General features: G+C 58.3%; 20 protein-coding genes and 1 pseudogene. 8 read left to right on the top strand and 13 right to left on the bottom strand.

Annotated features, from left to right (window positions below; all coding sequences use genetic code 11):
- Positions 1 to 48: 48 nt before the first annotated feature.
- Genes AB1A64_RS21145 through AB1A64_RS21120 form a run of 6 tightly spaced genes read left to right on the top strand, consistent with a single transcriptional unit; the run spans position 49 to position 6,449 of the window.
- A complete protein-coding gene (locus tag AB1A64_RS21145; protein ID WP_366553964.1) occupies positions 49 to 1,584 on the top strand; it encodes a sugar ABC transporter ATP-binding protein in 1,536 nt (511 codons plus the stop codon).
- Positions 1,569 to 2,546 (top strand): ABC transporter permease, encoded by a 978-nt coding sequence (locus AB1A64_RS21140; RefSeq protein WP_366553962.1) that lies wholly within the window; start codon positions 1,569 to 1,571, stop codon positions 2,544 to 2,546. The genes AB1A64_RS21145 and AB1A64_RS21140 overlap by 16 nt, the downstream gene beginning before the upstream one ends.
- Positions 2,547 to 2,549: 3 nt before the next feature.
- Positions 2,550 to 3,545: an ABC transporter permease gene (locus AB1A64_RS21135; RefSeq protein ID WP_170403549.1), complete on the top strand. Its 996-nt coding sequence runs from the start codon at positions 2,550 to 2,552 to the stop codon at positions 3,543 to 3,545.
- Complete coding sequence (locus AB1A64_RS21130; RefSeq protein WP_366553960.1) at positions 3,545 to 4,642, top strand: mandelate racemase/muconate lactonizing enzyme family protein; 1,098 nt, start codon at positions 3,545 to 3,547, stop codon at positions 4,640 to 4,642. The genes AB1A64_RS21135 and AB1A64_RS21130 overlap by 1 nt, the downstream gene beginning before the upstream one ends.
- On the top strand, positions 4,642 to 5,682 hold the full coding sequence (locus AB1A64_RS21125) for an alcohol dehydrogenase catalytic domain-containing protein (RefSeq protein ID WP_366553958.1): 1,041 nt from the start codon (positions 4,642 to 4,644) through the stop codon (positions 5,680 to 5,682). Before AB1A64_RS21130 ends, AB1A64_RS21125 begins: the two co-directional genes overlap by 1 nt.
- A complete protein-coding gene (locus AB1A64_RS21120; RefSeq protein WP_366553956.1) occupies positions 5,679 to 6,449 on the top strand; it encodes an SDR family oxidoreductase in 771 nt (256 codons plus the stop codon). Before AB1A64_RS21125 ends, AB1A64_RS21120 begins: the two co-directional genes overlap by 4 nt.
- A 30-nt stretch (positions 6,450 to 6,479) precedes the next feature.
- Here AB1A64_RS21120 and AB1A64_RS21115 read toward each other — a convergent pair whose 3' ends face one another.
- The 7 genes from AB1A64_RS21115 to AB1A64_RS21085 all read right to left on the bottom strand — a co-directional run bounded on the left by AB1A64_RS21115 (position 6,480) and on the right by AB1A64_RS21085 (position 13,243).
- Complete coding sequence (locus tag AB1A64_RS21115; protein WP_366553954.1) at positions 6,480 to 6,899, bottom strand: secondary thiamine-phosphate synthase enzyme YjbQ; 420 nt, start codon at positions 6,897 to 6,899, stop codon at positions 6,480 to 6,482.
- A gap of 112 nt (positions 6,900 to 7,011) precedes the next feature.
- A complete protein-coding gene (locus AB1A64_RS21110) occupies positions 7,012 to 7,875 on the bottom strand; it encodes a sugar phosphate isomerase/epimerase family protein (RefSeq protein ID WP_366553952.1) in 864 nt (287 codons plus the stop codon).
- An 11-nt stretch (positions 7,876 to 7,886) separates the two neighbouring features.
- Entirely contained in the window at positions 7,887 to 8,777 is an 891-nt protein-coding gene (locus AB1A64_RS21105) for an NAD(P)-dependent oxidoreductase (protein WP_366553950.1), read from the bottom strand.
- Between the two features lie 224 nt (positions 8,778 to 9,001).
- Entirely contained in the window at positions 9,002 to 10,183 is a 1,182-nt protein-coding gene (gene uxuA, locus AB1A64_RS21100) for a mannonate dehydratase (RefSeq protein WP_366553948.1), read from the bottom strand.
- Positions 10,180 to 11,232 carry a Gfo/Idh/MocA family oxidoreductase gene (locus AB1A64_RS21095; RefSeq protein ID WP_366553947.1) on the bottom strand — a complete coding sequence of 351 codons (1,053 nt, stop codon included), beginning with the start codon at positions 11,230 to 11,232 and terminating at the stop codon, positions 10,180 to 10,182. Before AB1A64_RS21095 ends, uxuA begins: the two co-directional genes overlap by 4 nt.
- On the bottom strand, positions 11,229 to 12,230 hold the full coding sequence (locus AB1A64_RS21090) for a Gfo/Idh/MocA family oxidoreductase (protein ID WP_366553945.1): 1,002 nt from the start codon (positions 12,228 to 12,230) through the stop codon (positions 11,229 to 11,231). Before AB1A64_RS21090 ends, AB1A64_RS21095 begins: the two co-directional genes overlap by 4 nt.
- Complete coding sequence (locus AB1A64_RS21085) at positions 12,227 to 13,243, bottom strand: Gfo/Idh/MocA family oxidoreductase (RefSeq protein WP_366553943.1); 1,017 nt, start codon at positions 13,241 to 13,243, stop codon at positions 12,227 to 12,229. The genes AB1A64_RS21090 and AB1A64_RS21085 overlap by 4 nt, the downstream gene beginning before the upstream one ends.
- A gap of 102 nt (positions 13,244 to 13,345) precedes the next feature.
- Here AB1A64_RS21085 and uxaC point away from each other — a divergent pair, with 102 nt between their 5' ends.
- Both uxaC and AB1A64_RS21075 read left to right on the top strand, forming a co-directional pair.
- The gene (gene uxaC / locus AB1A64_RS21080; protein ID WP_366553941.1) at positions 13,346 to 14,710 is read left to right on the top strand and encodes a glucuronate isomerase; all 1,365 of its coding nucleotides are present in this window, start codon (positions 13,346 to 13,348) and stop codon (positions 14,708 to 14,710) included.
- The gene (locus AB1A64_RS21075) at positions 14,711 to 15,907 is read left to right on the top strand and encodes a mannitol dehydrogenase family protein (RefSeq protein ID WP_366553939.1); all 1,197 of its coding nucleotides are present in this window, start codon (positions 14,711 to 14,713) and stop codon (positions 15,905 to 15,907) included. It begins immediately after the preceding gene.
- Here the strand turns inward: AB1A64_RS21075 and AB1A64_RS21070 are convergent.
- The 6 genes and pseudogenes from AB1A64_RS21070 to AB1A64_RS21045 all read right to left on the bottom strand — a co-directional run bounded on the left by AB1A64_RS21070 (position 15,894) and on the right by AB1A64_RS21045 (position 22,144).
- The gene (locus AB1A64_RS21070; RefSeq protein WP_366553937.1) at positions 15,894 to 16,757 is read right to left on the bottom strand and encodes a sugar kinase; all 864 of its coding nucleotides are present in this window, start codon (positions 16,755 to 16,757) and stop codon (positions 15,894 to 15,896) included. The two genes, AB1A64_RS21075 and AB1A64_RS21070, sit on opposite strands and share 14 nt — an antisense overlap.
- Positions 16,754 to 17,635, bottom strand: a complete 882-nt coding sequence (locus tag AB1A64_RS21065; protein ID WP_366553935.1) for a DMT family transporter — start codon at positions 17,633 to 17,635, stop codon at positions 16,754 to 16,756. Before AB1A64_RS21065 ends, AB1A64_RS21070 begins: the two co-directional genes overlap by 4 nt.
- 3 nt (positions 17,636 to 17,638) lie before the next feature.
- Positions 17,639 to 18,565, bottom strand: a pseudogene (locus AB1A64_RS21060) (NAD(P)-dependent oxidoreductase); the annotation flags it as partial.
- A 100-nt stretch (positions 18,566 to 18,665) separates the two neighbouring features.
- Positions 18,666 to 19,670, bottom strand: coding sequence for a Gfo/Idh/MocA family oxidoreductase (locus AB1A64_RS21055; RefSeq protein ID WP_366553933.1), 1,005 nt, complete (start codon positions 19,668 to 19,670; stop codon positions 18,666 to 18,668).
- Complete coding sequence (locus AB1A64_RS21050) at positions 19,667 to 21,169, bottom strand: altronate dehydratase family protein (RefSeq protein WP_366553931.1); 1,503 nt, start codon at positions 21,167 to 21,169, stop codon at positions 19,667 to 19,669. The genes AB1A64_RS21055 and AB1A64_RS21050 overlap by 4 nt, the downstream gene beginning before the upstream one ends.
- Before the next feature lie 24 nt (positions 21,170 to 21,193).
- A complete protein-coding gene (locus AB1A64_RS21045; RefSeq protein WP_366553929.1) occupies positions 21,194 to 22,144 on the bottom strand; it encodes a phytanoyl-CoA dioxygenase family protein in 951 nt (316 codons plus the stop codon).
- Positions 22,145 to 22,150 lie beyond the last annotated feature (6 nt).

Below are 22,150 nucleotides of genomic sequence, written 5' to 3'. Positions count from 1 at the left end.
CTGGCCTGTGGTCGGCGCCACCTGCAAGCAATCGGAGGAAGACATCTCATGAATGCGCTCGTCTCGATGTCGGGAATTGAAAAGTCCTTTGCCGGCGTGCCGGCACTTAGCCAGGCCAACCTGGAAATCGCGCCCGGCGAGGTTCATGCGCTGATCGGCCAGAACGGTGCGGGCAAATCGACGATGATCAAGGTTCTGACCGGAGTTTACGATCGGGATGCCGGCGACGTTCATCTGGCGGGTGTGCCAAGCCGCATTTCCACTCCGCGCGAAGCGCAGGAATCCGGAATTGCCACCATCTATCAAGAGCTCAACCTGGTGCCGCTGCGGTCAGTGACTGAAAACATCATCATGGGGTACGAGCCCAAACGTCTCGGCTTTCTGGTCGACTGGCGCGAGGGCAACAGGCGCGCACGCGAGGTTCTTACGCGCTTTGGCATAGATATCGACGTGACCGAGCCGCTAGGAAATTTCTCGACAGCGATCCAGCAGTTGGTTGCGATTGCGCGGGCTGTTTCGCTGGATGCGAAACTTGTCATCATGGACGAACCCACGTCGTCGCTGGATGCCAGCGAAGTCGAGGTGCTGTTCGGTGTTGTGCGCGAGTTGAAGAAACAGGGTGTGTCTGTTCTTTATGTTTCGCATTTCCTCGATGAGCTGTTCCAAATATGCGATCGAGTCACAACGATGCGAGATGGGCGCACCGTCAGCACGCGTAACGTCCAGGATACGACCAAACTGGAAATGATCGCGGACATGCTGGGCCGCAACAAGGATGAGATCGCGGCAGACGGTTTGACGGACTTCGCAGGTGCCAAGGCCAAGAAAGGCGATATCGTTTTGCGGGCGGACTCTGTTTCAACAGGCCCGCGGCTGACGCATTTCGACCTCACTCTTCACCGCGGGGAAATCGTTGGGCTGGGCGGATTGCTGGGCTCAGGCCGGACCGAGGCGGCGCGCGCTTTGTTCGGAGTGGACGGGAAACGCAGCGGCGCAATCGAGTTGCATGGCGTGGTCGGGCAACCGTCCGGACCGGGTGACGCGATCGTAAACGGCGTCGGCTTTCTGACCGAAGATCGCAAGGCCGAAGGGATCATTCCAGACATGTCCGTGCGCGAGAACATGACGCTGGCCCTGCTGCCGAAACTGGCCAGTCGTGGTCAAATCGACTTTGCCCGCGAGCGCGAGATTGTTCAGGCCTTTATCGACGATCTGGGCATCAAGGCGGCGCATATGGACCAACCCATTCGCGAATTGTCCGGCGGCAACCAGCAGAAGGTGCTGCTTGCCCGTTGGCTGGCGACGCAGCCCGACATCCTGATACTCGACGAGCCGACCCGAGGCGTGGATGTTGGCGCCAAGCGAGAGATCCAATCGTTCATTCGGTCTTATGTCGAGAAGGGGTTTGGCGTCGTTCTCATCAGTTCGGAATTCGAAGAACTGGTGGAAGGCGCCGATCGCATCGTGGTCATGCACGAGGGACGCTCGGTCAAGGAACTGACCAACCCCGGGGTCACCGAGAACATACTGGTGCGCGCGCTTGCGCATCATGAAGAAGGAACTGGTTCATGGACCGCGCAATGAAGTTGCCGCAACGGGTCGCATCAATGCCCTTCCGCTTTCACGGCGGCATCGCCGCGTTAGTCGCCCTGCTGGTGTTCAACGCGTTTTTCACACCTAATTTCCTGCAACTGCAAACCCTGTTCGTAAATATCAGCCAGGTCGCTACGATCGCCATCGTGGCCATGGGGATGACGCTGGTAATCGCCACGGGTGGGATCGATCTGTCGGTTGGGGCGGTCATGGCGCTGGCGGGGGCGCTTGCTCCGTTGATCTTTCTGTCGGATCTGGGCTCTACCAATCCGATGCTAGGCGTCACTTTGGCCATTGTCCTGCCGCTGTTCATTGCGGGGCTATGCGGGGTATTCAACGGCGTGATGGTTGCCGTGTTGAACGTGCAGCCCATCGTTGCGACGCTCATTCTCTTCATCTCTGGTCGCGGTATTGCCCAAGTCTTGACGAACGGGAACTTGCAGACGTTTTCAAACCCTTCATTCAGTTATCTTGGAACTGGTAAAGTGCTTGGATTGCCGTTCCAGGGCTGGCTGGCGCTGGCCATTGCCTGTGTGCTGTTTTGGGTGATCACCAGAACCACATGGGGCCGTTACTTGCTGGCCATAGGGGGCAATGAACGCGCGGCCTATCTGTCGGGTGGTCCCGTCCGACGGGTCAAGATCGGGGCCTATGTCATCTGCGCGGTGCTTGCGGGCCTAGCCGGTTTGATCGTGGTTGCAATCAACTCGGCCTCGGACGCCGCGCGCAACGGCAATCTGATGGAGCTTGATGCCATCGCGGCCGCGGTTGTTGGCGGGGCTCTTTTGCAAGGCGGGCGAGCGCCGATCTTTGGTGCCATACTGGGTGCCGTCATCATCCAGTTGGTCAAATATTCATTGTTGGCCAACGGGGTAGAGGACGAAGTTGCACTGATCGCCAAGGCCGTCATCATTATTCTGGCCGTTTGGGTCCAGCAGTTTCGGAGGGCTTAATCGATGTTGGATGAAACGGCTTTTGACCTGCGAAAATACCTTCGACGTAATTCGGCCTCGGTGACGGTTTGGATCGCACTGCTGGCTTTGATTCTGTTCGGGCTGATGCGCTATGACAACTTTGGCAGCGCCTACAATTTCTCGTCTTTCCTGAATTACAACGCGATGTTCATCGCGATTGCGCTGGGCATGTGTTTTGTGATCATGACCGGCGGGATTGATCTGTCGGTCGGATCAGTGGCAGCCTTTACCTCGGTTGTTGCGGCCTATCTCAGCCCGTATGGGATTCAGGTTGCGTTGCCGGGGGCCGTTCTTGCCGGGGTTGGTTTCGGGGCGATCAACGCCTTTTGCATAATCATCCTTCGGATCCCGCCCTTCATCGCCACGCTGGCTACCATGCTGGCCGCAAAAGGCGGCGCATTGGTGATTTCGGGCGCCCAGACAATTTCGGTCGATTGGGGGTCGAACTTCACCAAGCTTGGCATGGGGCAGGCGTTTGGCCTGTTTCCATGGGCAATCGTCATCGTGGCCGGACTGACTCTGGCACTTTGGCTGGTGCTGGAAAGAACCACCATCGGGCGGACCGTCTTGGCGATCGGTGGCAGCGAGGATGCCTCGAACCTCATGGGCCTGAAGGTCAATCGCGCCAAGGCTTTTGTCTACCTGCTGTCGGGTGGCTGTGCGGGGCTGGCCGGAGTCTTTCTGGCCTCGGGTTTTGGAGCTGGGCAACCCCTTGAAGGCATCGGATGGGAATTGTCAGCTATCGCTTCCGTGGTTGTAGGCGGCACTTTGTTGACGGGTGGGATGGGATCGATCCCTGCGACGGTCGCCGGCGCGTTGTTGCTGGGGCTGGTTTTCAACGTTCTAAACTTTGAAAACGGTCAGGGCACCATCAGTTTCAGTGCCTATTGGCAAATGGTCATACGTGGAGGCTTTCTATTTGCGGTCATCCTTTTACAGTCTCGGGTTATTGCCAGGCAGCAGAAGGTCTTGGGTTAATGAATCGCATAGAAAGTGTATCAGCGCGGCTGTTCAACGTTCCGCTCGCAGAGGTCCTGGTCGACGCCAAACATGGGGATCACACGTTTTTTCAATTGATCACGGTCACCATTCAAACCTCGGATGGGGTCGAGGGGGTCGGGTATACCTATACCGGGGGCAAGGGTGGTCACGCCATTCTGGCGATGATCAAGCATGACCTGGCACCGTTCCTTGTTGGACAAGACGCCGAACAGATCGAAAGCCTGTACGATGCCATGCAGTGGCACGTGCACTACGTCGCACGGGGCGGGATCGCCTCGTTTGCCATCTCGGCCGTGGATATTGCACTGTGGGATATTCGCGGCAGAACGCAGAATGCGCCATTGTGGCAGATGGCCGGTGGAGCGTCGAAAAGGTGCAAGGCCTATGCCGGCGGGATCGACCTGAATTTCTCGTTGGAGAAACTGCTGCGTCAGACCGAAGGGTACCTTGCGCGTGGGTTCAACGCAGTCAAGATCAAGGTCGGTCAACCAGACCTGGCCGACGATCTTGCACGTGCCCGGGCGGTGCGCGAGATGCTGGGGCCGGACCGGTTCTTCATGGTCGATGCGAATTACTCTATGAGTGTCGAACAGGCCATCGTCGCTGCCAGAGGGTTCGCCGACTGCGATATCCTGTGGTTCGAGGAACCGACAATTCCAGACGACTACAAAGGTTATGGCCGAATTGTCGAAGCGACGGGCGTTCCCCTTGCCATGGGTGAAAACTTGCACACCATACACGAATTTGAATACGCCTTTGATGACGCGAAACTGAGTTTTATCCAGCCCGATGCCTCAAACTGCGGTGGAATCACCGGCTGGCTGCGCGTGGCCGCGCTAAGCGCACAACACGGCATTCCGGTTTGCAGTCATGGGATGCAGGAACTGCACGTCAGCCTTGTTTCTGCGCAACCCAACGCAGGGTGGCTGGAAGTACACTCATTTCCGATAGACCAGTACACGACCCGTCCGCTGGTTGTGGAAGACTGTCTGGCCGTAGCCCCGGATACCCCGGGAACCGGAGTGGAGTTCGACTGGGAAAAATTGAATGCGGAACACAAGGAGATGCAATAATGACGACCCAGACGATCTCTGCGGCATACTACAGGGGCGATAAGAGCTTTGCTGTAGAGCAAGCCCAAGCGACTGCTCCGGGCCCAGGCGAGGTTGCCGTTCGCGTTGCCTATTGCGGGATTTGCGGGACGGATATGCACGTCTACCACGGCAACATGGATGCCCGCGTCGGCCTGAACCGGGTGATTGGGCATGAGATGTCAGGTGTCGTCGAAGCGGTGGGCGAGGGCGTCGATACGGTCGAACCCGGCCAGAAGGTCGTTGTCCGACCGCTTGATCACTGCGGAGAATGCCCAGCTTGCAAGCAGGGGCATCAGCATATCTGTCAGAATCTCAAGTTTCTCGGCCTCGACACCGATGGCGCGATGCAAGAGATCTGGACTGTTCCGGCCCACACGTTGCACGTTCTGCCGGATGACTTGCGCATGGATCACGCGGCGCTGATCGAGCCGGTTGCCGTTGCCTGCCACGATGTGCGGCTGTCTGACCTGCAACCTGGAGAGGACGTTGTCGTTATCGGCGGCGGCCCGATTGGCATCCTGGTTGCCATGGTTGCGCGGGACGCGGGTGGAAATGTCGTAATTTCCGAAGTGAATCCGAACCGTCTTGCGATAGCTGAAAAACTTGGCTTTGACACGATCAACCCAACCGAAACCGACCTGGTGTCCACAATCAATGCGCGCACGGGCGACAAAGGGGCAGATGTGGTTTTCGAGGTGTCAGGAACGCAGCCTGGTGTCGATGCAATGACCGCCGTTGCCGCGACTCGGGCCCGGATCGTAATGGTCGCGATTCATGCTCAAAAACCTCAGATAGACCTGTTCCAGTTCTTCTGGCGAGAGCTGCAACTGATCGGTGCTCGGGTCTATGAGCCAGAGGATTACGAGAAAGCCATTGCAGTTGTCGCCTCGGGCGGAGTGGACGCGGATGTTGTGATCACGGACGTCAGCCCACTGGCAGACATCCAGGCCGCGTTCGAAGCACTGGATCGCAGCCCAACCGCAATGAAAAGCCTGATCGAAGTAGGACCGCGTTCATGAGTGTTTTGCAAAGTTTCGACCTGACGGGAAAGACGGCCCTTGTGACCGGGTGCAAACGCGGTATCGGGCGCGGTATGGCCGAAGCATTGGCATCGGCCGGAGCCAATATCATCGGAGTGTCCGCCTCGCTCGAGCTGTCTGGCTCGGATGTCGAAAAAGCCGTGACGGCGATGGGACGCAATTTCCGGGCCTACCAATGCGACTTCTCGGATCGCGCCGCGCTGCATGGGTTCATTGATCAGTTGAGGGCCGACGGACAAATCCCTGATATACTTGTCAACAATGCCGGCACGATCAAACGCAAACCCGCCGCCGAACACCCGGACGACTGGTGGGACGAAGTGATGGAGGTGAACCTGTCCTCGCAGTTCGTTCTGTCACGCGAGATCGGCAAGGACATGCTGGCGCGCGGCTCGGGGAAGATCATCTTCACTGCATCGCTGCTGACATTTCAGGGCGGCATCACCGTTCCGGGCTATGCGGCCTCGAAAGGCGGGATTGGACAGCTGACCAAAGCCTTGGCTAACGAATGGGCCGGGCAGGGCGTAAACGTGAATGCGATCGCGCCTGGCTACATCGCGACCGACAACACCCAAGCCCTGTGGGATGATCCGGTCCGGTCGAAGTCGATCCTGGAACGAACACCCCAAGGCCGTTGGGGTACGCCTGTTGATTTTGCCGGACCGGTGGTCTTTCTGGCCTCTGCTGCCTCGGACTTCGTCAACGGTGAAATCCTTGTAGTCGACGGGGGCTGGATGGGGCGTTAGCACTGCCAACGCTCCATGTGATCCAAGGCATCACGTCCCGATGTAGTGCACCTTCAATCGGCGTGCCTTGGGTGCTTCCCGATGTTCGAACAGGTACAGGCTTTGTACGCGACCCAGCGGAAGCTGCCCTTGTTCGACTGGGATCGATACCTGAGTTTGCGTCAACAGCGCCCGCAGATGCGATGGAGCGTTGTCGTCCTCGGTCGGGCGGTGGTGATACTTGCCTAGTGACTTGGGTACGAGTTTCTCGAAGAACGTCTCGATATCCTTGAGCACTTCGGGATCGGCATTGGCCTGCACCAACAGCGCGGCACCGGTGTGGACGCACCAAAGGGTCAACAGGCCCGAGACAAATTCGTGTTCGGACACCGCACGCTGAACGATCCCGCTGATGTCGATGAGGGATTTGCCCGGCGTTTCAATGGACAGGTCAAAAAACTGTTGTTTCATCCAGCAGGCCCTTTCCTTGATTTCACGCGAACGCGCCCAGCTTTCTACATCCCACTTGGCATTCAGCAATGGGGGTAAAACTTTTGATTTTGAACGCATATTGACTGCATTTTCATGCAAACAGGCTTTTAAACTGGTCCACACACAGACGAAAACCATCTTCGAAGTTCCCGTTGCCGGGGTGATAAACGCTTTCGAAAGAAATGACGCCATCATAGCCGTCGGATCTGAGCGCGTCCGCGATGGGTTGGAACAATGGCGCAAGTTGACCTTCCCCCATGCGGCGCACTTCCAGTGTTGCCCGCGGCGTGTCGACCTTTACGTCCTTGATATGAATGTGACCCAGATATCCGCCGCGCAGTTCTTCATAACCGTCCGGATATGCCAGTTCATGGCACCAGCAGTTGTTTCCGGGGTCCCACAGCACTTTCAAAGTGTCTATTGCGTCCAAATCGTCAATCAGCTTGCGGGCTGTATAGTTGGAGTTGACCAAGGTGCCGTTTCCGGTTTCCACGACAAGCGTCACGCCCTCAGCTCTTGCCAGTTCAACGGCCGGCGCGATCAGCGGCGGCATCGTGTCCCATACCCCATGCGCCACGTTCCACTTCTCGGCGCCGTTTTTTCCCCACAGTATCTGCTCTTTTCGTTGCGTCATGATCCGAACCAGCGGAGACCCAACAACATGCGCCATGTCGATTACGCGTTTCAAGGCGTCCATGTGCCGAGTGTGCAGGTCGTCGCCGGGCCTGTTGGCAGCTGTCATCCCCGCAAAGATATGGCGCGACAGACATGACACAGGCTTGCCTCGGTCGCGCAAGAGCGCGTTGATCTCGGCAACTTCCTGCGGGGAATGATCCCCGACCTCCGCATCGCCAACGAATTGAAGCTCTGCATAGTCCAGGCCGAACTCGTCCATCACGTCCACGGCATGCCGCAGATCGCGGGAAATGCCGTCGCAAATTACACCTAATTTCATGTCCGGTCCCCTCAGCGATGCAATTCTGCGTCAACGATTTCTTCGATGACGCGAGTACACACCCAGTTGTCACCATTCGGGTATTTGGTTTTTCCTGCGTGAAAGATCTGCATAGCGGATGATGCTGTGTGCATTGGAACGCCCAACGCACCGGCCAGTGCCAGCGAGATCGTCAGGTCCTTGTGCATGGTTGCGATATGGCTGCCGGTGGCCTCGAACTTGCGATCAATGATGTTTTCAAGGGCGGAATTCACGACGCCGCACCCCGCGCTGGATGAGGAGAACACATCAAGTAATGCCTGACCGCTGACACCGGCTTTGGCCGCCAGGGCCGCAGCCTCGAATGTGGCGGAAAAGATCGATCCGATCAGGGATTGCAGGCAGGCTTTCACGGTTTGCCCGTCGCCAGCGTTTTCGCCGACCCGATGAATTGTTGCCGACACTGCCTTCATGACTTCTGCATTTCGGTCCAGCACATCCGCAGCACCGGCAGCCATCATCGTCAATGTGCCGTTCTGCGCGCCGGGAAACCCACCTGAGACCGGCGTGTCGATTAAGTTAATGCCCGAGCCTTCCATATCGTGCCCGATGGCGCGGGCTTCGGCCGGGGTAATGGTCGCCGACAGGATGACCGTTCCGCCTTTGGCCATGTTCGCAACCAGCCCGTTTTCACCCAGAATGACATCGCGGGCCTGATCTCCGTTCATCACCATGACAAACACACTGGAGGCGCGACGGCCGACCTGTCCCACGCTGTCCTTGGGCCGGCCGCCCATGTCAGCAAAAGCCGTCATGCGCGTCTCGCTCAGGTCGAAACCGGATGTTTCGAAGCCATTCTTGATCAGGTTCTTGGCAAGGCCGCTGCCCATGTCCCCAAGACCTATTACGCCTGCAGTATTCATTTGGGCTCCTCCCGATATTTCGCCGTTGCCGTATGGCAGGCGTTTCGAAAAATGATGCCTAATCGCATCGGTTTTCGCGGGAGTTTCACGCGTCTTGAACAGACGTCGGGCGAGTCCGGAAGACACCCCGCTGCCCGTTTACGTACAGTAATTAAACGAAGAATGCGGCGCTCAGGCAAGCATAGAAGTGTTGCGGGCGAAAAGAAACCGCCTGATCCGACGCGTTAGGAAAACGCCGCCATGATGCCGCGCAGTTCCGCCAGCCCGCGCATTCGTCCGATCAGCGGATAACCGGGAGTACTGTGTCCGCCCAAATCGCTCAGCAGCTCTTGTCCGTGGTCAGGCCGCATCGGAATTTGCCAGTCGCCACGCCCTTGGGATTTGCGGCGGCGCTGTTCGTTCATCAACTCGCGAATGGTGCCGACCATGTCGGTGTCGCCCTCCAAATGCGGGGCCTCAAAGAAGTCTGGCTTCTGGCTGTATGACCCCGCGATGCGTCTGGTGTTCCGCAAGTGAACAAAGTGAATCCGGCCGCCATGTCTACGCACGAAGTCCGGCCCATCGAATTCGGGGGACACTCCCAGCGAGCCGGTACACAACGTTGCGCCGTTCGCCTGCAAATCAACCGCATCCAGAACGGCGCCGTAGTCATCGGTGCTGGACATGACCCGCGGCAGACCGAGCAACGAGAACGGCGGATCATCCGGATGACAGCACAAGCGTAGATCTAGTTCTTGGGCCTCTGGGGCGACCTCGGACAGGAAGTCTATGAGGTTTGCGCGAAGCTGGTCACGGCCTATGTGCGCATATGTCCGCAACAAATAGCGTACGTCCTGCACGCTCCACTGATCGTTGGCGCCGGGCAGCCCCGCAGTGACATTGTGCTGCAACTGGGCTTTGGATTCATCCGACATGCGCAAGAAACGATCCTTGGCCGTTTGCTGGACGTCGCTGGAATAGTCTTCCGACGCACCTGGACGTTCGAGAATATATATGTCGAATGCAGCAAAATCGGTCAGGTCGAACAGCATGGCCGTTCCGCCATGCGGCTGCGGGGCGCGAAGGGCGGTGCGTGTCCAATCCAGGATTGGCATAAAGTTGTAGCAAACGACTTTGACTCCACGGGCGGACAGGGCTCTGAGGCTGGACTTGTAAGCCTGGAGATGTTCGGCCATGTCTGTGGATTGCGTCTTGATCGCCTCGGAGACGGGCAGGCTTTCGACAACGTCCCAACTGTACCCGGCAGCAGCCAGAACTGCCTGCCGATCGGCGATGCTCGGTTCGTCCCAGGGCAGTCCCGGCGGGACGTGATGCAGCGCGGTGACGATGCCCTGAACCCCGACTTGATGGAGATCGGCCAAGGCGATCGGATCATCGGGACCGAACCAACGCCAGCATTGTTTCATGGCAACCATCCTTCATACAGCGGGTGATCGGGCCTGATGGGAAGGGCAACGCGCTGCCCGGTGCGCGCTGCGTGATAAATTGCCGTCACAAGGCCGATGGATGCAGCGCCGTCTTGCAGCGAAACGGCCGAATTTGCCTCGGACCGCAGCGCCCTGCCGACTTCGGTAAAGAACCCTTCGAAACCTGTCGGCTCGACAGCAGAGGCTGCAAGGACCTTGTCGATAGCGGCTTGATCCACCGGGTCTCGCGCAACGAATGTCCATGGCGTTTGACCCGGAGCATAGGGTTCCGTGCCAGAAGTGGCGGTCACCTTTTCAAAGACGAACCGCAGGCGGGTTTCGTCCGTGGCGGCGCCCAGTGTGATATTGCTTGTGCACAAAGCTCCGGAAGTCATGCCAAAGCAGATCGCAGCGCAGTCCTCGGTCTCAATCGGGTTGACCCGCGTTGTGGTCATTGCAGACACACTAGCAACATCACCCGCGACATGGGTCAGCAGATCATGATTGTGGATGGCATGGCCCAGCACTGCGCCGCCGCGTTCACCGGCCCATGTTCCCCGCCACGGCACCGCGTAATAGTCCACCCCTCGGGACCAATGGGTTTCAAGCGTGGCGGTTTGGACGGCTCCGGTCAGGCCTTCGCGCTGCAAATGGCGCAGTTGAGCCAGCGACGGGCCCCACCGGTATTGAAAAACCGGAAACACCTGTTTGCCTGCGCTGCGAGCGGCTGCGGTTATCCGATCCACATCTTGCATCGATGTTGCAAGAGGCTTTTCGCAGACAACATGCTTTCCTGCGGCCAGTGCCGCAAGCGTGGTCGGTACATGCAGATGGGGTGGCAGACAGATGTCGATGACATCAATCGTCGGATCATCCAGCGCGTCCTGAATGTTGGTCAATACCCGAAAATCCGAGTTTTTTCGGATCTGTTCGATCCGGTCTGTATTCTGGTCGACCACTGCGGCTACCCGGAAGGTCCGGCCAAGCCGTTCCAGTGCGCTCAGATGCTGCGCACCAATGCCTGCGCCAAGGATTGCAACGTTGATCATCTGCGTTCCGCCATTTCCTGCGCGCGTAGAGCCAGTTCCATGACCGTAAAGCAGTGGGTCTGTGTCATCGCGGTTTCGGTTCGGTTACGGAAGTCATCGGCCAGGCGCGCGAAATAGGGAAGACCGGCGTCGGTTGCGTCGATCTTTTGGCAGGTATCGCCATTGACGAGGATCAGATGGTCTGTACCGGAAGCCCCACCTACATCGACGTATTTTCGCAACTCGATATATCCTTCGGTGCCCAGGATTGTTAGGCGACCATCCCCCCAGTTTGGCAGGGCATCCGGAGTGAACCAGTCAACCCGGATGTACCCGGTGCCATTCTCGCTGCGCAGATTGACCTCGCCAAAATCCTGCAATCCGGGATTTTGGGGGTTTGCGTAGTTCGCCACATAGGCGTTCGCGATTTCCGCGGTTTCCGAACCTGTGTAATGCAGGAACTGATCGATCTGATGCGAGGCGATGTCGGTCAGAATGCCGCCATAGCGGTCGCGCTGAAAAAACCATTCCGGCCGGGTTGCCCGGTTCAATCGGTGCGGGCCAAGTCCGATCGTCTGGATCACGCGCCCGATGGCACCGGCCTCGACCAACTCGGTCGCCCGGGTGCTGACGGGCGTTTCAAATCGTTCGGAAAAATTCACAGACCAGATTCGACCGGTGTCCGCGACAGTTCGCTTGATCTGGTCGAGCTGTTCGAACGTCGTGCAGCCCGGCTTGTCGCTCATGACATCCATGCCGTTCTGCATGGCGCTGATCGTCAACGCGGCCCTATCTGCTGGTATTGCCGAAATCAAAGCTAGATCCGCCCCGCAGGTTAGAGCATCTTCCAGTCGGGCAAGCCGCGGAATATCGGGAAACCTTTTGACGTAGCCCGCCAGCGTTTTCGGATCGCCTTGCGTCCAATAGCCAACGCAGTCCACGCCGATTTTATGCATGTTTTCCGTCATGCCATAGATATGGCGGTGGTCCAGGCCAAGGGCGACGCAGGTCAGGCTCATGAGATGACTCGTGTTTTCTGGCCGGTTCGATTGGCGATCTGCATCGCGTCTATGACGGCGTGGGTCAAAAGGGCACTGCGTCCGGTGGCCATGGGCTGCGTTCCACCGACAACAGCCTTGGCGAAATCCTCGATAACCGCCTGATGCCAAGCATGGGTGAACGCCATGGGATCGGCCCCTCCGCCTGTGGCGGACGTTTCGCCAACCGTGGATTTATAACCATCGAAAGTCGTTAAGGTCAGGACACCTGACTCCAAATGCGCTTTGGCGCGCGTGCCTTGGATCGTGATAGATTCGGCGGCCCCGGGAAATTCGGCAGTAGTCGCCATCAAAGTGCCCACGGCGCCTCTATCCGTTTCAAAGACTGCACCTGCCCAATCCTCAGCTTCGAGATCGTGTAACGGAGTTTTTCTCGTCATGGCTTGAATGTCCGAGATCGGCCCCAGCAGCCACATCGCAAGGTCAAGCGTGTGGATTGCCTGCGAGATCATGACACCGCCTCCGTCGCGCGCATAAGTGCCGCGACCCGGCTCGTCATAGTAGCTCTGATCGCGCCACCAAGGGACACGGATTTCCACCGTGGAGATCGCGCCCAGCTCACCCTGTTCAATGGCTGATTTCAGCGCCTGCGAGGCGGCGCGGGCGCGGTGCTGAAAGACGATGCCTAGCGGCACGCCAGACACCTCGCACTGCTCGACAATGGCTTTCGCGGCGCCCAGCGTTCTTTCAATGGGCTTTTCCATCAGGATCGGTTTCGACGCGGTCGAAAGAATCCGTACCAACTCTGTGCGCTGATCGGGCGGGGTTGCGATGATCGCAAAGTCGACGTTTGGGTCGTTTGCGATTTCCTCGATCGAGCCGAATGCGCGGGTGCCGTTTCGCTGCGCGAACTCAGCTGCTTTTTCAGAGTTGCGCCCAAGAACGCCGGCAAGACTGAGGCCTTGATCCGATGCTTGAATGGCAGCGACATGCGTGCCCGAAACCATCCCCAAACCAATCAGCGCAATATTCATTCATTCCCCCGGATCACCCGGTCAGTCTGCGGGTTCGAACGGGAAAGATGCAACCATTAAAAACTGTGTTAACAATTGCGGGCAGCAGTATCGGAGGCAGAATTGACTGGTAATTTGAATGGCATGGCAGAAGACCTGTACTTGGGCATCAAGGACCTGCCGATCGTGTCTCCGCATGGTCACTGCGATCCGGGGTGGTTTGCAACCGATGAGCCGTTTCCCAACCCGGCAGAGCTGCTGGTGGTTCCCGACCATTACGTGTTCCGTATGCTCTACTCTCAGGGCGTTCCCTTGTCCGAACTTGGCGTTGGGGAAGAGGGGCGAAAGAAGGATCCTCGCGCCGTTTTCCGCACCTTTGCCGAGCACTGGCATCTGTTTCTGGGAACGCCTTCCCGGATCTGGATGAATTTCGTGCTGCATGAAACGCTGGGCGTGTCTGAGGAGTTGTCTTCGCGCACGGCAGATCTGATCTATGACACGATCTCAGACAAGCTGACGCAACCCGATTTTCGCCCGAGGGCTTTGTTCGACAGGTTTGGGATCGAGGTTCTGGCCACCACAGATTCGGCTCTCGACAGCCTCGCGGAGCATCGGAAGATCCGTACAAGCGGTTGGGGCGGGCGAGTTGTTCCGACGTTTCGCCCAGACGGAGTCTTGGATGGGGCGGACCCGGGGTTCGTACAGAATCTGAACAAGTTGGCCGAGCTGACAGACTGCGATCTGGGCAGCTATGATGGCTACCTCAACGCGCTGCGAATGCGGCGGGCTTATTTCATCCAGCTGGGATGTACTGCCACCGACCACGGTATCGAACGCGTACAGACCGAGTGGCTGGACGACCCGGATGCGCTGTACCAGCGGCTGAGACGGCGGGAAGGTACCGAACAGGATGCTCGCCGGTTCTATGGGCATATGCTGATCGAAATGGCGCAGATGTCTGTCGATGATGGTCTGACAATGCAGATACATGCTGGCAGCAAGCGCAACACGAACCACGCGGTAATGCGGGATTTCGGACGGGACAAGGGGGGCGACATTCCAATCGCGATGGATTGGGTCACGGGCCTCGAGGCGCTGTTGAACCGGGTCGGAAACTCAGCGGAACTGCGCATCATTCTGTTCACACTGGACGAAAGCACCTATGCCCGCGAACTGGCCCCGATGGCGGGACATTGGCCGTGCCTTAGGATCGGGCCACCTTGGTGGTTCCACGACAGCCCAGCCGGGATTGCGCGGTATTTCGCTCAGATCGTTGAAACGGCCGGATATTACAATTTGGCCGGATTCAATGACGACACGCGGGCTTTTCTGTCCATTCCTGCACGTCACGACCTGTGGCGACGGGGTGTGGCGATTCATCTGGCCGAGCAGGTTGCGCGCGGCTATTTCGCTCGGGACAGTGCCGAGCATCTGGCGCGGTTGTTAGCGGTCGATCTGGCGAAACAGGTTTACGGGTTGCAAAGCTAAATGGGTACAATTCTTCATTTCGGCCTTGGAAACTTTGCTCGGGCGCATTTGCTGGATTACACCGATCAAGTGGGCGGTTGGGACGTTGTCGGCGTCAGCCTGCGTTCATCCTCGGTTCGGGATGGATTGGCCCGGCAGGGTTTCGAGTACGATTTGTGCGTGCAGGGGCAGGGCGTCCGGCGCATCAAAGTTCTGCGTGACGTTCTGGTCGCGCCCAAGGATCGCGCAGAAATTTTCGATGTGATGTCTGATGCCGAGATCATCTCGGCGACCGTCACCGAGAAAGGTTACCACTTGGACGCCGCGGGCAAGCTGAACCTTCAGGATCCAGCGATTGCCGCCGATCTGGCAGGGCAAGGGCCTTCGACGCTGATCGGGTTTTTAGCTTATGGCCTTGCGGAACGGCGCAAGCCAGTAACGGTACTAAGTTGTGACAATCGCATGGAAAACGGCAAGACGCTCGAAACGGCAGTTGCCGATTTTGCGGAAGCAGCCGGTCTGGACGTGAATTGGGACTCTGTTCGCTTTCCCAACGCGATGGTCGACCGGATCACCCCGGCTACCACGGACGCCGTTCGCGCAATTAGCGGCGATCCTATGGCTGTTCCGACCGAGGCGTTCTCGGAGTGGGTGATCAAAGACAGTTTCGCCGGTCCGCACCCGGATTGGCCGGGTGTGCAACTGGTCGAAGACGTGGCCCCGCACGAGATGCGAAAGCTGCGCATGTTGAACGGTGCCCATTCCCTGTTGGCTTATACCGGGTTGGAGCGGGGCCTGACCTACGTCCACGAGGCGGTTCGAGACCCGGTTTTGCGCCCGCTGGTTTCCGAGTTGATGAAGGATGCGGGCGCAACGCTGCCCGCAGCACTGCAAGCACAGGTTCCGGACTATGCCGAAGCTTTGCTGCGCCGCTTTGAAAACCCCGAGCTGGCGCACCGTCTGGGCCAAATCGCGATGGATGGCAGCCAGAAGCTGCCGTATCGGTTTGTTCCCACATTCCGTGAGACCGGCTCTCAGGCGGTGATTGCAGGAATGCGGGCCTGGATCTCCTATTGCATGTCCGAGATCGCAAAGGGCAGGGCGCTGAACGATCCTTGCGCGTCGGAAATTGCCACGGCCGTCAAGCAGCCGGACCCGGTAGCGCCGCTTTTGGGTCTCGTTGGTGCTGAGGATCTCGCGCCACTTATCCGGGAATGATCGCGCCGCGGAACTGAACAACGGTGGAAGCCAGATTGTGTCCAGCCATCAGGGCCTCGGCCTGTGATTTTCCCATCAGCAAGGCCGCGAGGTACCCACCGTTGAAACTGTCGCCCGCCGCTGTCGTATCCAGCACGTTTTTGGCAGGTTCATAGGTTTGGTCAATGTTCTGACCGATGGACAAAGGGCCATTCTCTCCGCGTTTCAACGCACCAACACCGTGATGATCGGCAAAGCGTGCAGCCACTTGGTCCGCGCTTTCCCCGAACAATGCCATCTCGTCGTCAATGGACGGCAGGGCAATGTCTGCACGTTGCCAAAGCCGTTGGTTAATCTGCCGAGCGTGTTGGACGCTGTCCCAAAGACGCGGACGAAAGTTGCTGTCATATACCAGCCGGACGGAAGAGCCTTCGAGCCAGCCCAGAAGCGCAAGCCTGACTGCATGCGGAAGAATGGCCACGGAAATCCCTGACAAGTACAGCACGTCGTAACCGTTCAGCGGGCTGAAGTCGTGATCGGCAAAAAGCTGACGGGCGGCCGCCTCGCTGCGCCAATAGGTAAAGCTGCGTTCACCGTCCGCAGATGTCGTGATAGCGTATAGTCCCGGAGAGGCGTTCGGAATGATGCGGATCCCGGATGTTCCGATGCCATGACTGGCGATGAAGTCCACGATGCGCGTTGAGAACGGGTCGTCGCCAAGACATGTCACATATTCCACCTGCAGGTCAGGCGCGGCACGGTGCATGTAGATGGCCGTGTTCAGCGTATCCCCCGCGACGCCCACCTTTGCGCCGGTTTCCAGCATGGACAACTCGATCATTGCTTCGCCGATGCAGGCAATTCGCGTCATTTCTTTTCTCTTTTCCAGATGATGAGACCGGCGCCCATGATTAGCGCAGCTCCTGCCAACGTGAAGGCGTCCGGTACTGTGTCAAAGAACAGATAACCCCAGATTGCCACGTAGATTAGGAACGAATAGGTGAATGGCATCAACTGGTTCGCCGTTCCAAACCGATGCGCGTTCGTCAGCAGTTGATGCCCGCACCAGCCAAACACACCAAGGCCGATCAGTACAATCAGGCTCCACGTGTTTTCTAGCTGGACCCAAAACCAGATGGCGAACGGCAGCAGGACCACCGTCCCGGTAAGCCCGAGGTAGAATTGCATAGTGTCCACGGCAACGACCCCGGACAGCTTGCGCGTCATGATCGAGTACAAGGCCAAAGCGGTGGCATTATATACGATCAGCAGCATGGTCGGATGAAAGGCCGAACCAAACGGCCGTACGACAACCAACACCCCCAGAAAGCCCAGGATGATAGCCGCCCAACGCCATGGGCCCACGCTTTCTTTTAATACAAAGACGGACAGAAAGCACACGATGACCGGGCTTGAGAACATGATTGCCGACACAACGGTCAGTGGCAAAAACCGTAGGGCATAAAAATTGAAAACGGTCGCCGAGATCAGCAGCAAGGCCCGGCTTATCACCTGCCATGGATGGGCAGTCTTGAACCGACCGGCCTCTATCCCGCCCTTGGCGATCACGCCCACTGAGATCACGAAGTGCCCCGCATAGCGCATGAACGCCAACTGAAATGCCGGCACCCCGGCCAACGCCAACCACTTGGCCCCAAGGTCAACCAACGAAAAGAACAGCCACGCCATCAGCATCAGCACAATGCCAAGGCGCGGCAGGTCAGCGGTGGGGTTGGCGGAAACGGCCATCGATCAGGTGTTGAAACGCTTGACGTAGTAGTCAACCATCTGGCTTACCATGTCATCCGCCTGACCGTGGTCGCGGGCGTCATTCAGCGCCGAAAGCGCGCCCTGCGACATCACGCTGGTAACGCCTGCCTCGCGCGCCATTCGGTCATAATACCCGAGGTCTTTTGCCGCGTTCTTGATGGCAAAGGCCAGCTGATTTGGGTCGCTCTCAACGCCATAGGCTTTGACGAAATCCATCATTCCGGAATGCAGCGGCCCTGCGGCCATCACATCATACAGCTGCTTGCGGTCAACACCGGTGATGTCAGCCATGGCAAAGGCTTCGGCCATCGCGTTCGCAACGGTCATTCCGAAGAAGTTGTTGATCAGCTTGATCGTGTGCCCGGACCCAACGGGGCCAAGGTAAAAAACGTTTTCGCCCAAATCTTTCAGTGTCGGCTCGGCCTTGTCAAAGGCAGCCTTGTCGCCAGACGTCATAATGTTGAGCTTGCCTTCTAGCGCGTGTGAAGGTGTCCGGCCAAGCGGTGCATCAAGATAGCTTCCGTCGGCTGCGGCAACCTCCTCGGCCAAGGCGCGTGTGCTGCCAGGAAGCGAGGTGCCAAAGTCGATGACGATCGCGCCGGACTTCAATCCTGAAATCACTCCATCTGCACCGTGCATTCGGCTCTCGACCTGTTCGGAGGTGCCCATGCACAGCATCACGATGTCGCTGGCCTGGGCCAGTTCTTGGGCGTTTCGCATCTCGCGGGCGCCTCGGTCAATCGCGGCGTCCAGGTACGTGCGGTCGCGGTTTCCCAATACCGTGACCGAGTATCCTTGGTCCAACAGTCGGCTCACCATGGCTCCGCCCATTAGTCCCAAGCCGATAAACCCGATTGATGGTTTGCTCATTGGTTTCCCTTTCCTTGAATGTGTCTGGTTTTTATTCTTGTGTTTGTTGCAGGCGGCTTTGCTTTCTGAATGCTCATATTGCCCGGTGGATAATCATTGGTTTTTGGGTGGTCCGGCATTTGGCCGGGCCGCATGTCCATCAGGCCGGCGCCCGCGCTCGAGTCGTTTGCGCCTTTAGCCCCTGTTCGACCCGTGATGTGACCTCGAGCGTTCGGGCTGCATCTTCGACGTCGATCAGTGGGGGAGCGCCATCGATCACGTCAAGGAAGTGATCCAGTTGCACCTCCAGCGGTGCGCGTTGTTGTTCCGGTCGTGTAAGTTGGTCTTTTTGCGCCGCAGTGCCCCAATCCTGTCCGCGCCACAGGGTCATGGATGGAAAACTGACGGCGCCCTTAGTTCCCGTGATCCACATCATGTCCTGATGGGTCGTGCCGATGTTCGGGTTTTCGCCGGTTCCGGCCTCAAACCCCCAGGGGCTGGGTGAGGTATCGGCAAAGCTGATAGTGCCCGTCGCGCCGTTTTCGAATGCGATCGCGACAGCCCCGCTTTCTATCCGTTCCGATCCGCGGATGGGCGCTCCGGGCAGGGCGACGACATCCGAGATTTCTCCGATCACAAAGCGCAGGACATCGATATCATGCACCAGATTGATCATGACTGGGCTGCCATCGGAAGTCCGCCAGTTCTGTTCAAAATAGCTGTCGGGTTTGCGCATGGCCCACAGCAACGAGACATTGATGGCTTGTCCGATCGTACCTTGCGCGATCACCTCCTTCAGGTGTTGCAAGATTGTATGATACCGCCGATGGTGGCCTACAAGGCTGCGGACATTGGCCTGGCGAACGGCCGTCTTCAGGCGCAGGGCGTCATCGACCGATGCTGCAACCGGCTTTTCGATCAGCATGTGCCAACCGCGGGATGCGGCCAGAATGCCATGTTCGGCATGCAGGCGGGTTGGCGTCGCGATAATGACGCCATCCACTGGGCCCTGCACCTCGTCCATACTGGCAAAACGCGGCGCGTCGACCTGGATCGAGCCATCTGGATCGGCCAACCCGACCAACATGCAGCCGGGATGCTCAATCACGGCGCGGACGTGACGGATACCGATCAATCCGCCGCCGGATACAAGGATTCGTTTCACATCACCGCTCCGATTTGCCAGGGAACAAATTCGTAGTCACCCAAGCCCTGCGCCTCGGACTTGGTCCGCGCGCCGGAGGCGACGTGGAGCAGCCGTTGGTATATTTCCTGTCCTTTTTCTTCGACGCTGGCGCCTTTGGTCAGAATGTCGCCCGCATCCACGTCCATGTCCTCGGGCATGCGTGCTGCCAATTCAGAGTTGGTAGCGATTTTCAGCGTGGGTGCCGGTTTGGACCCAAATGCAGAGCCGCGTCCCGTGGTGAAGCACACAAGGTTGCACCCAGCCGCGATCTGCCCGGTCACCGAGGCCGGATCATATCCGGGGCTGTCCATGAAGGTGAAGCCTTTGGCGGTGATGTGTTCGGCATATTTGAATACACCGGTCAAAGGGGTGGTTCCGCCCTTCGCCGCTGCCCCCAGCGACTTCTCTAGGATGGTCGTCAGACCCCCTTGCTTGTTGCCGGGGCTTGGGTTGTTGTCCATCGAACCATGATTGCGAGCGGTATAGTCCTGCCACCAATCGATCAGTCCGATCAGTTTTTCCCCAGTTGCGCGACCAAGGGCGCGGCGGGTCAAAAGGTGTTCGGCTCCGTAGATTTCGGGAGTTTCCGCAAGGACACCTGTGCCGCCTTGCGCAACCAACAGGTCGCAGGCATGTCCGAGCGCCGGGTTCGCAGTCACACCTGACCAAGCGTCCGAACCACCGCATTGCAGTGCAACCATCAGTTCGGACGCCGGGGCTTCGCTGCGCCTCGCCTCATTGGCAATGGGAAGCATCTGGTTGATCTTGTTGATGCCCATTTCCACGGTCCGACGCAATCCGGCGACGTTCTGGATGTTCATCGTCTGGAAGGTGGGACCTTGCTTCAGCCCATACGCGTCCAGCAGCCAGTCGATCTGGTTCATCTCGCAGCCCAGACCGACCATCAGGACGGCAGCGTGGTTGGGGTGTTTTGCAAACCCCCACATGACCCGTTGAAGGGCTTCAAAACCGTCGCCGGAATCGGCCATTCCGCAGCCCGTTCCATGGACAAAGGCCACCACGCCGTCGATGTTCGGAAACTCGGCCAGCTTGTCCGGCGTGAAGTGATTGGCGATCATGCGGGCCGCAGTCGCCGAACAGTTCACGGTGGTCAGAACCGCGATGTAGTTGCGCGTGCCGACCCGACCGCTATCCCGGTGGTAGCCCATAAACGTATCGACCGAGGTGACGGGTTTCATGGGCCTGTGATCCGTCGCAAACTCGTAGTCCACACTGGTGTTGCGGAACTCGACATTGTGGGTGTGCACATGGTCACCGGGTTCGATCGGTTGGGTGGCGTAACCGATGATCTGGGCGTATTTTCTGACCGGATCGCCGAGCGCAAGATTCCGCGTGGCGACCTTGTGCCCCGAGGGGATGCGCGCATTGGTCGTGACATCCTCGACCATACTGCCGGCCTCCAGGTGCCGAGTTGCAACCACCACGCTATCCGTTCGATCTAAACGTACAAAAGTCATAATCAGCTTTCCTGGCGGCAGCAGCTAGGCGCAGAACGGTGAGTCCGATGTCCACCGGTGAATATCTATATGCGGCTTGCCGGACAGTCTTGCTCGCGCCGCCTCCCAATTGGACTTGCAGACGCGCCAATCTCGCAGCTCGGTTTCGGGGCGCGATCTGGACCTCGCGATGAAGCTGGGGAAATGATCTCGACCGGTCGGCTGGCCTGCCGCGCTAAAGCGGATGTCGAACGACCAGCGGAACCGGTCCGTTTTATTGATCAGCGAAGCGTGTGGCGTCAAAGGGTGAAACAGGATGATCCCGCCGGCCTTGACAGGAAGGGGTACGGCGCGGCCTTCATCAATGAACCCGTCAGCAATGCCTGTCTGCGTCCGGGCACAATGCGGCAGGATGGTTTGGTCCTGTGCCTTCGGCAGCACTTGCAGGCAGCCGTTTTCGACGGTTGCATCGTTGACGGCAATCCACACCGTGACCATGTCGGTCTGATCAGCATCCTCCAGCGCAACCGCTCGGTCCTGATGCCAGTCCGTTGCGGTGATGTGCGCGCGCACCTCGTCCTTGGACAGCTTCAGGGCAGGGGGCTTCAGCCGAACGTGCTGGATTGGATTGCTCACCAACTCTGGCCCGATCAGCTGCTCGACAATGTCAAGCATGGGGCGGGCCGTCAGCAAGTCGAACACTGCGGGCCCAATATGGAACGGTGTGTCCGCAATGATCCGATCGCCGGGCAGCGAGATGTCCAGCGGCTGGAAATAGTCGCACCCGGCTTGATAGGCGGACAGAAGTTTGTCCCAGAAGGTCATTCCGGACGGCTCGTCCTTGACCAGCCCTTTTTTGTACCAACAGTCATAGAGCCGGTTCAGGACATCCGAGTATTCCGCTTGCACCCGACCCAGGACATCGCGGGGAATAATATCCTCAACCACGAGGTATCCATCGGTCTGGAACTTGCCAATCTGATCTTGTGTCAGCATGGGTGC

The sequence above is a fragment of the Ruegeria sp. ANG10 genome (assembly GCF_040705255.1).
Lineage (GTDB): Bacteria > Pseudomonadota > Alphaproteobacteria > Rhodobacterales > Rhodobacteraceae > Ruegeria.
This window is presented reverse-complemented; position numbering and strand designations above follow the sequence as displayed.

Coding starts and splice junctions, on each gene's coding strand:
- AB1A64_RS21145 (WP_366553964.1), top strand. CDS start 49: ATGAATGCGCTCGTCTCGATGTCGGGAATTGAAAAGTCCTTTGCCGGC.
- AB1A64_RS21140 (WP_366553962.1), top strand. CDS start 1,569: ATGGACCGCGCAATGAAGTTGCCGCAACGGGTCGCATCAATGCCCTTC.
- AB1A64_RS21135 (WP_170403549.1), top strand. CDS start 2,550: ATGTTGGATGAAACGGCTTTTGACCTGCGAAAATACCTTCGACGTAAT.
- AB1A64_RS21130 (WP_366553960.1), top strand. CDS start 3,545: ATGAATCGCATAGAAAGTGTATCAGCGCGGCTGTTCAACGTTCCGCTC.
- AB1A64_RS21125 (WP_366553958.1), top strand. CDS start 4,642: ATGACGACCCAGACGATCTCTGCGGCATACTACAGGGGCGATAAGAGC.
- AB1A64_RS21120 (WP_366553956.1), top strand. CDS start 5,679: ATGAGTGTTTTGCAAAGTTTCGACCTGACGGGAAAGACGGCCCTTGTG.
- AB1A64_RS21115 (WP_366553954.1), bottom strand. CDS start 6,899: ATGAAACAACAGTTTTTTGACCTGTCCATTGAAACGCCGGGCAAATCC.
- AB1A64_RS21110 (WP_366553952.1), bottom strand. CDS start 7,875: ATGAAATTAGGTGTAATTTGCGACGGCATTTCCCGCGATCTGCGGCAT.
- AB1A64_RS21105 (WP_366553950.1), bottom strand. CDS start 8,777: ATGAATACTGCAGGCGTAATAGGTCTTGGGGACATGGGCAGCGGCCTT.
- uxuA (WP_366553948.1), bottom strand. CDS start 10,183: ATGAAACAATGCTGGCGTTGGTTCGGTCCCGATGATCCGATCGCCTTG.
- AB1A64_RS21095 (WP_366553947.1), bottom strand. CDS start 11,232: ATGATCAACGTTGCAATCCTTGGCGCAGGCATTGGTGCGCAGCATCTG.
- AB1A64_RS21090 (WP_366553945.1), bottom strand. CDS start 12,230: ATGAGCCTGACCTGCGTCGCCCTTGGCCTGGACCACCGCCATATCTAT.
- AB1A64_RS21085 (WP_366553943.1), bottom strand. CDS start 13,243: ATGAATATTGCGCTGATTGGTTTGGGGATGGTTTCGGGCACGCATGTC.
- AB1A64_RS21075 (WP_366553939.1), top strand. CDS start 14,711: ATGGGTACAATTCTTCATTTCGGCCTTGGAAACTTTGCTCGGGCGCAT.
- AB1A64_RS21070 (WP_366553937.1), bottom strand. CDS start 16,757: ATGACGCGAATTGCCTGCATCGGCGAAGCAATGATCGAGTTGTCCATG.
- AB1A64_RS21065 (WP_366553935.1), bottom strand. CDS start 17,635: ATGGCCGTTTCCGCCAACCCCACCGCTGACCTGCCGCGCCTTGGCATT.
- AB1A64_RS21050 (WP_366553931.1), bottom strand. CDS start 21,169: ATGACTTTTGTACGTTTAGATCGAACGGATAGCGTGGTGGTTGCAACT.
- AB1A64_RS21045 (WP_366553929.1), bottom strand. CDS start 22,144: ATGCTGACACAAGATCAGATTGGCAAGTTCCAGACCGATGGATACCTC.